This window comes from Arthrobacter sp. B0316-1-20 (assembly GCF_059091865.1).
In genome coordinates, this window is the sequence record NZ_JBNHHC010000102.1 from 1 (window position 1) to 7,093 (window position 7,093).

The 7,093-nt window shown below is 68.0% G+C and carries 6 protein-coding genes, 1 tRNA gene and 2 pseudogenes; 7 read left to right on the forward strand and 2 right to left on the reverse strand.

All coding sequences use genetic code 11. The annotated features are described in order from the left end of the window. Positions 1-318: pseudogene (locus AC5RW2_RS39355) on the forward strand (FAD/NAD(P)-binding protein); the annotation flags it as partial. 37 nt (positions 319-355) lie between these two features. On the opposite strand, the gene AC5RW2_RS39360 reads toward AC5RW2_RS39355, so the two are convergent. Together AC5RW2_RS39360 and AC5RW2_RS39365 are read right to left on the reverse strand one after the other, a co-directional pair. After that, the gene (locus tag AC5RW2_RS39360) at positions 356-874 is read right to left on the reverse strand and encodes a septum formation family protein (RefSeq protein WP_494032587.1); all 519 of its coding nucleotides are present in this window, start codon (positions 872-874) and stop codon (positions 356-358) included. 190 nt (positions 875-1,064) lie between these two features. Next, a tRNA-Ser gene (locus tag AC5RW2_RS39365) sits at positions 1,065-1,154 on the reverse strand. 86 nt (positions 1,155-1,240) lie between these two features. Here AC5RW2_RS39365 and AC5RW2_RS39370 point away from each other — a divergent pair. The 6 genes and pseudogenes from AC5RW2_RS39370 to AC5RW2_RS39395 all read left to right on the forward strand — a co-directional run. Beyond that, a pseudogene (locus AC5RW2_RS39370) lies at positions 1,241-2,280 on the forward strand (NAD(P)H-quinone oxidoreductase). Positions 2,281-2,402: 122 nt separating this feature from the next. Beyond that, positions 2,403-4,694: a carbon starvation CstA family protein gene (locus AC5RW2_RS39375; RefSeq protein ID WP_494032585.1), complete on the forward strand. Its 2,292-nt coding sequence runs from the start codon at positions 2,403-2,405 to the stop codon at positions 4,692-4,694. A 32-nt stretch (positions 4,695-4,726) separates the two neighbouring features. Further along, the gene (locus AC5RW2_RS39380; protein ID WP_494032584.1) at positions 4,727-4,927 is read left to right on the forward strand and encodes a YbdD/YjiX family protein; all 201 of its coding nucleotides are present in this window, start codon (positions 4,727-4,729) and stop codon (positions 4,925-4,927) included. Positions 4,928-5,048: 121 nt separating this feature from the next. Then, positions 5,049-5,726: a bacterial proteasome activator family protein gene (locus tag AC5RW2_RS39385; protein ID WP_494032583.1), complete on the forward strand. Its 678-nt coding sequence runs from the start codon at positions 5,049-5,051 to the stop codon at positions 5,724-5,726. Positions 5,727-5,762: 36 nt separating this feature from the next. After that, entirely contained in the window at positions 5,763-6,251 is a 489-nt protein-coding gene (locus AC5RW2_RS39390) for a hypothetical protein (RefSeq protein WP_494032582.1), read from the forward strand. 114 nt (positions 6,252-6,365) lie between these two features. Beyond that, positions 6,366-7,093, forward strand: a 728-nt coding sequence (locus tag AC5RW2_RS39395) for a hypothetical protein (RefSeq protein ID WP_494075204.1), incomplete at its 3' end; no start/stop codon positions are given.

The window sequence follows — 7,093 nt, forward strand, 5'->3', positions numbered from 1 at the left end:
AACCGGGTCAATGACAGCCTTTCGCCGCTGATGCGGCAACTGCTCCGCGACGGGCTGGTGCGTGCCAAGCTCATGATGGCCGCCAACGGCGTGCCGGTGGTGACCTCCGGACTCGACCTGACCCTGCCCCCATACCGCCCGCTGGACGTCAACGGGCAGGTGGTGCCCGGGCTGTACGTGATCGGGCTGCAGCTCTCCTCGGTCCAGTGGGGCACCGCGATCGCGGCGGAGGCCGGTGCCCCGCTCGACGGCGGCAGCCGGACGCTGCGGGATGCGGACGACATCGCCCGCGCCCTGCTGGCCGCGGCGCCGGTCTAACCGCCGCACTCACCGCGGCCCAGGCCGCAGCCTCTAGCTAGCGCCGGGCGTTCCGCAGGCTTCCCGTTGTCGGACCTTCCCCGGAGACCAGGCAGGTGATGGTCCGGTCCCCGGCTTCCCAACTGTCGGCCGTGGGATGGACGTAGCGGAGCAGCAGCGCCGAATCCGCGTGCGGAATCCCGACGAAACGCTCGAACTCCGGCAGGCAGAAGTCCTCCGCGGACCGCGACACTTCGTCCTCGCCGGGATAGGTCTCGTCGGTCAGGTTCATGGCGCCGATCGCTTCATAGTCGTGCGGTTCCTCGCAGGGGACCACGGTCAAACCCGCGGCCGCCGCGTTGCCTTCCCCGCCGTCGTCGTCCTGTCCGGCCTGGTCCCGGGCGGGGTCGCGGAGGCAGTTGCCCACGGCGATGCCCGGACCGCGTCCGCCGTCGGACCCGCCGCCGGTGGGGAACAGTCCGCAGCCGCCCAGCAACACACCGAGAACGGCGGCGGTGCACACCGCCGCGGCGAATCGGGCGCCCGTGGGGCCGGAGACGGTGTCGCGCGCAGCCATGGCTGCCTCCTGGAGACTCAACGGCGATGGCGAACTGACACGAGCGACACTAGCGGCGCCGCCGAGGGGAAACAACAGGCGTCCCGGCCGGCAGGCCGGCACGGAAACAGGTGGGGCGCGGAAATAGAGAACACCCCGGCGTGGCCGGGGTGTTCCATGCCGCAGGGCTCATGCCGCAGGGCGGTCGCTGCGGAAGGTAAGGGATTCGAACCCTTGAGCCAGGGGATACCTGGCCACTGGTTTTCAAGACCAGCTCCATCGGCCGCTCGGACAACCTTCCCCTAGTAGTCTGTCATGAGGGACAAGCTGACCAAAATTCCGCGCCGCCTGCGGGCGGACCAACGGGAAGGGCGAGTGGACGAACAGATGAAAGCCGTATTGACCAAGGGAGCCGGCGGGCCGGAAATGCTGGAGGTCGTCGAGGTTGCGGATCCGGTACCCGGGCCCGGCGAGGTGCTGATCGACGTCATCGCCGCCGGGCTCAACCGCGCGGATGTCCAGCAGTTGCGCGGCGTCTACCCGCCTCCGCCCGGCGCCTCCGAGATCCTGGGGCTTGAAGTTTCGGGGCGGATCGCCGCACTCGGGGACGGTGCGGAGGGTTTCGCGGTAGGCGATGCCGTCGTCGCACTTCTTGCCGGCGGAGGTTACGCCGAGCAGGTGGCGGTGCCGGCGGGCCAGGTGCTCCCGGTGCCCGACGGCGTCGAGGTGGCCACCGCGGCAGGCCTGCCGGAGGGGGCCGCCGGGGCCCCGCGGGGGTCGTGGGGCCCCCCGCGGCCGGCCTGCGGGGGGGGGCCGCGACGGTGTTCTCGAATCTGTTCATGGCCGCCGGAGTCAAGGCAGGGGAGCAGGTCCTGATCCACGGCGGCGCCGGGGGGATCGGCACCATGGCCATCCAACTGGTGGCGGCGTTCGGCGCGGTGCCGATGGTCACCGCCGGTTCTGCGGCGAAGCTGGAGCTGGCCCGGGAGCTCGGCGCCAAGGTGCTGATCAACTACAAGGAGCAGGACTTCGTGGCCGAAGTCAGGGCGGCCACCGGCGGGCACGGAGCCGACGTCATCCTGGATGTCGTCGGCGCCAAGTACCTGCAGCAGAATATCGATGCACTGGCCACTTCCGGCCGGCTGGTCATCATCGGGCTGCAGGGCGGCGCACGGGCGGAGCTGAACCTCGCGCAGCTGATGGCCAAGCGGGCAGCGATTATCGCCACGACGCTGCGCGCCCGGCCCACTGAGGAAAAGTCCGCCATCATGCGCGCGGTCCAGGAGCACGTTTGGCCGCTGGTGGCCGAAGGCAAGGTCCATGCGCAGGTGAACCGGACGTTCAGCCTGAATGACGTGGCCCAGGCCCACGACTATTTCGCCTCCGGTGAGCACACCGGCAAGATCCTGCTGACCACGGGCCGCTAGCCACCTCAACCGCGGCACGGTCCGGGTTGCTCCCTATCCTCTTCCTTGCGGCGCGCCCCGATGCGTAGGCTCGAGATGACAGACCACCTTGTCAAAGATCACTTGGAGTCAAGAGGAGAATCATGAGTGAGAATCCCGAGCGCCCGGGGACGGCCGGCGCTGGCCGGGAGGCAGACGTCCTGGTCCAGGACCCGGACCTTCCCCCAGTGGCCGTTGACCCGGCCATAGCCGAGGCGGAGGACCGGAAGTGGACGCCGGCCAAGATCACCGTCTGGGCGCTTATCGCCCTGCTCGGCGGCCTCGGCTGGGTCATGCTGGCCATAGTCCGCGGCGAAACCGTCAACGCCATCTGGTTCGTCTTCGCCGCCGTGGCCACCTACTTCATTGCGTACCGCTTCTATTCCAAATTCATCGAAGCCAGGCTGCTCAAGCCCAATGATGTCCGGGCGACCCCGGCGGAGTACAACGCAGACGGCAAGGACTATGCCGCAACGGACCGGCGCGTCCTCTACGGCCACCACTTCGCCGCCATCGCCGGCGCCGGTCCGCTGGTCGGGCCGGTCCTGGCCGCCCAGATGGGCTACCTGCCGGGCACCGTCTGGATCATCCTCGGCGTCATCCTGGCCGGCGCCGTGCAGGATTACCTGGTCCTGTTCTTTTCGATGCGCCGCGGCGGCCGGTCTCTGGGGCAGATGGCACGGGACGAACTGGGCGTGATCGGCGGAACCGCGGCGCTGATCGCCACCCTGGTCATCATGATCATCATCGTGGCCATCCTGGCGCTCGTCGTCGTCAACGCCCTTGGCGAAAGTCCTTGGGGCGTCTTCTCCGTCTCCATGACCATTCCGATTGCCCTGCTCATGGGCGTTTACCTGCGCTACCTGCGCCCCGGCCGCGTCACCGAGGTGTCCATTATCGGCTTCGTGCTGCTCATGCTGGCCATCATTGGCGGCGGCTGGGTGGCTGACACCGCGTGGGGTGCCGCCGCATTCACGCTCCCGCGCGAAACCATCGCCTGGGGCATCATTGTCTACGGCTTTATCGCCGCGGTGCTCCCGGTCTGGCTGCTGCTGGCCCCGCGCGACTACCTGTCCACGTTCATGAAGGTCGGCACCATCGTGATGCTCGCCGTCGCCATCATCGTGGTGCGGCCGGAAATCACCGTACCGGCCTTCAGCGAGTTCGCGGGCCGGGACGACGGACCGGTGTTCCCGGGCTCGCTGTTCCCGTTCCTTTTCGTCACCATCGCGTGCGGTGCGCTGTCAGGATTCCATGCCCTGATCTCCTCCGGTACCACGCCGAAGCTGGTGGAGAAGGAACGCCAGACCCGCTTCATCGGCTACGGCGGCATGCTCATGGAGTCATTCGTGGCGATCATGGCCTTGGTGGCCGCGATCTCGATCGACCGCGGCATCTACTTCGCCATGAACTCCTCGGGCGCGGCCACCGGCGGAACCGTCGAGGGGGCGGTGGCCTTCGTCAACAGCCTAGGCCTGACCGGAGTCAACCTGACACCGGACATGCTCACGCAGACGGCGGCCGACGTCGGCGAGGAAAGCATCGTCTCGCGCACCGGCGGTGCGCCCACCCTCGCCGTTGGGCTGGCCGGCATCATGAACCAGTGGTTCGGCGGCGCCGGCATGATGGCGTTCTGGTACCACTTCGCCATCATGTTCGAGGCACTGTTCATCCTCACCGCTGTTGACGCCGGCACCCGCGTGGCCCGCTTCATGCTGCAGGACAGCATCGGCAACTTCGTGCCCAAGTTCAAGGACATGTCCTGGCGTCCCGGCGCCTGGTTCAGTACGGCTGTGATGGTGGCCGGCTGGGGAGCGATCCTGATCATGGGCGTGACCGATCCGCTGGGCGGCATTAATACGCTGTTCCCCCTCTTCGGCATCGCCAACCAGCTGCTGGCGGCCATTGCCCTGGCCGTCTGCCTGGCCATCGTGGCCAAGAAGGGCGCGTTCAAGTACATCTGGATCGTCGGGCTTCCGCTGGCGTTCGCCGCCGTCGTGACCGTTACGGCCTCGATGTACAAGATCTTCTCGACGGTCCCGGCCGTCGGATACTGGGCCCAGCACAGTGCCTTCCGCCAGGCGCTCGCTGACGGGGAGACCAGCTTTGGCACGGCCCGCAGCGTGGAGGCGATGGAAGCGGTGGTCCGCAACACCTTCGTCCAGGGCACACTGTCCATCATCTTCGTGACGCTGTCCATCATCGTGATCATCGCCGCGCTCGTCGTTACGTGGAAGGCCTACAGGGCCGGCGGCGGCGAGGACACTGAGGATGATGCCGTGCCGTCCCGGATGTTCGCTCCGGCCGGATTCGCGGCCACTCCGGCGGAGAAGTCGATCCAGGCGCAGTGGGATGCGCTGGCGGACGACCGGAAGCCAGTGCGCACCGGGCACTGAGCAGTCCGGAGCCGATCCAGGAAAGGAAAGCCATGAGCACCATCGAAGCCATCCGCAAGGGCTGGAAGGGGTTCGCCTGGTACGTCAAGGGCGTCATGGGCGAAAACGCCTACCAGCAGTATGTGGACCACCACAACCGGACGCGCACGTCGGAGCCGTTGATGACCGAGCGGGAGTTCTGGCGGGACAGGACGGACCGCCAGGAGCGGAACCCGCAGGGCCGCTGCTGCTAGAACGCCGCACAGCGCCGGGGCGGATCGGTCTGCAGGGGCGCCCGTTGCCGGACAAAACGTCCGGCGGCGGGCGCCCTTGCTTTCCCCTTGAAGTGTCGGTGCAGCGTGAGACGATGGGGGAATGAGTGAACAGCAGCCAACTGAGCACGACGTCGATCCCGCAGTGCAGAACACTAAAACCAAGGAACCTGCCGTCGCAGGCCAGCTCACCGCCGGACTGGCAGCCGGAGAACACGGGGTGGGCGGACTGACGGTGTCTGCCGAACCGGCCGGCCCGGACGCACACTCCAAGGGACGCTCGGTCCGGCTGAACGAACTGGTGGATGAACCCGCCAAGGTCATGCGCATCGGGACGATGATCAGGCAGCTGCTGGAAGAGGTCCGCAACGCGCCCCTCGACGACGCCGCACGCAGCAGGCTGGCGGAAATCCATGAGCGTTCCATCAAGGAGCTTGAGGACGGCCTGGCGCCGGAACTGGTCCAGGAGCTGCATCGGATCAACCTGCCGTTCACGGATGATTCGGTGCCCTCGGACGCCGAGCTGCGGGTGGCGCAGGCACAGCTGGTCGGCTGGCTGGAGGGCCTGTTCCACGGCATCCAGACGGCTCTTGCCGCCCAGCAGATGGCCAACCAGAACCTGGCGGCGAAACTGCAGCTTCGCCAGCTCCCTCCGGGCACGCAGATCGCCCCGGGCGTCATCGTTGGCGAGGACGGCGAGCCCCGGCGAGCGCCCGGTGCCGGCGATGAGGCCAGCCTGGGCAAGGATGAAGAGCACCACGGTCCGGGACAGTACCTGTAGTCCGGCGGCATCCCGAACAATCCCAGGAATACGACCATGGCTTTTTTCGCAGCGGCCCGCCAGGCCCGCAAGGACGACGCCGAGCTGGGCAAAGGCGTCTGGCGCCGCGCCCACGACCGGTTCCGGCGGGGGCTGGACCGCTGCCACCAGATCCTCGAAGGGGTTACCGACGACGAGCTGTACGCGCAGCTGGTGCCCATCGCCGACGACCTCGCGGCCCTGCTTCCGCAGGTCCGCGCCCTCTGCGCCGAGGCGCAGGTTAAGGCGCCCAGTGCCGGCCTCGACATTCCCGGCAGCATGACTCCGGTCCACCGTGCCCTCTCCCGTGCCGGCAATGCCCTGGCAACGACGGCGGAGGCAGTCGCTATGGCCCGGCACGCGGCGGAGCGGAGCACCGCTTTCGGCGAGGGGAACGACGTCGGACGGCTGGCTGACAGCGTCCGGCGCCGCGCGCTGGTGGTCGCCGAATGCCTGTCGGATGCAGCAGACGCTGCGCGGGCTGCCGGCAGCGGCCCGGCGGCCTAGGGCGTATTGCTCCCTTGCCGTTTATCCGGCCGACTACGTTGCATCGCGGGAACTAACGGCCAAGTGAGCTTAACAGTCACCGTTCCGGGCCGAAATATCCTTTAGACCTGGCCCATGACGCTGTACAGTCGGGGACCAACGGCGGCAACGGTGCCGCTTGGATTTGGGGGAATCATGAACCGCTACGGTCTCTCCGCCCTGGCGGCGGCAGCGGTCCTGCTGGCCGGCTGTTCAGGCGCGGGCACGAACACAGGTCCCAGTGAGGCGCCGCCGCCCGCCGCTGATTCCCCTGCGCGGGAGGCGCCGCTTCGCACCTACACCTCGGAGCAGGTCGCGCAGGCGCTCGGAGGCCTGACCGGTTCCGGCGGTACGCGGCCCGTGCAGGTAATCACTGACAAAGACGTGGCAGCCCAGGGGGCCACCGAAGCCCAGGCCTTGCAGCGGCTGGAGACGACTCCGAGCATCTGCGCCCGGTACCTGAATTTTTCTCCCGTGAGCTACCCCGGCTACACCATGGGCATGGCGTTCCTGGCCTCGGAGCAGCAGCAGTCGTCGGTGGGAGCGGTCGTTGATGCCGGTGGGGGCCACCCTGGCCGGATGGCCGACAACAGGGCCGCACTGAACGAGTGCCGGGCTTTCACGCTGTCACTCCTGGGCCAGGATGTCCCGATGTCGCTGGTGGAGGTCCCAGTCCCGATGGAGGCCGAGGGCATTCTCGGCGTCAGGGCCAGCGGGTCTCTTCAAGGTAGGGAGATCAGCATGCTCAACGTCTCCGGGTACCGGGGAAGCGTCATGGTCAGCGGCACCGCAGTCCTGGCGGATTCTTCCGGCCAGGCCGCGGC